2 pseudogenes are annotated in these 298 nt (G+C 62.4%); both read left to right on the top strand.

Features of this window, described 5'->3' with window-relative positions:
* Positions 1 to 135, top strand: a pseudogene (locus BK665_RS33130) (glucose-1-phosphate cytidylyltransferase); the annotation flags it as partial.
* Positions 117 to 298, top strand: a pseudogene (locus tag BK665_RS33135) (CDP-glucose 4,6-dehydratase); the annotation flags it as partial. The pseudogenes BK665_RS33130 and BK665_RS33135, both read left to right, overlap by 19 nt.

A 298-nucleotide genomic window follows, 5' to 3' on the forward strand; every position in this document is an offset into this window, starting at 1 on the left:
GCATTGGCCAGCGAAGAGCAATTGCAGGCCTTCCAGCACGACGGCTTCTGGCATCCGCTGGACACCCTGCGTGACAAGAACCACCTCGAAGCCTTGTGGCAGAGCGGGGAGGCCCCATGGAAGCAATGGGTCTGACCCCGGAATTCTGGCGCGGCAAGCGAGTCCTGCTGACCGGCCACACCGGTTTCAAAGGCCGTTGGTTGACGCTGTGGCTGCAAAGCCTCGGCGCCGAAGTCAGTGGGTTTGCTCTGGATCCGTCCACCGAACCGAGCCTGTTTGAACTGGCGCGGGTTCACGA

Origin of the sequence: Pseudomonas frederiksbergensis, assembly GCF_003732665.1 — a bacterium.
In the GTDB taxonomy this organism is placed as follows: Bacteria; Pseudomonadota; Gammaproteobacteria; order Pseudomonadales; family Pseudomonadaceae; genus Aquipseudomonas; species Aquipseudomonas frederiksbergensis_G.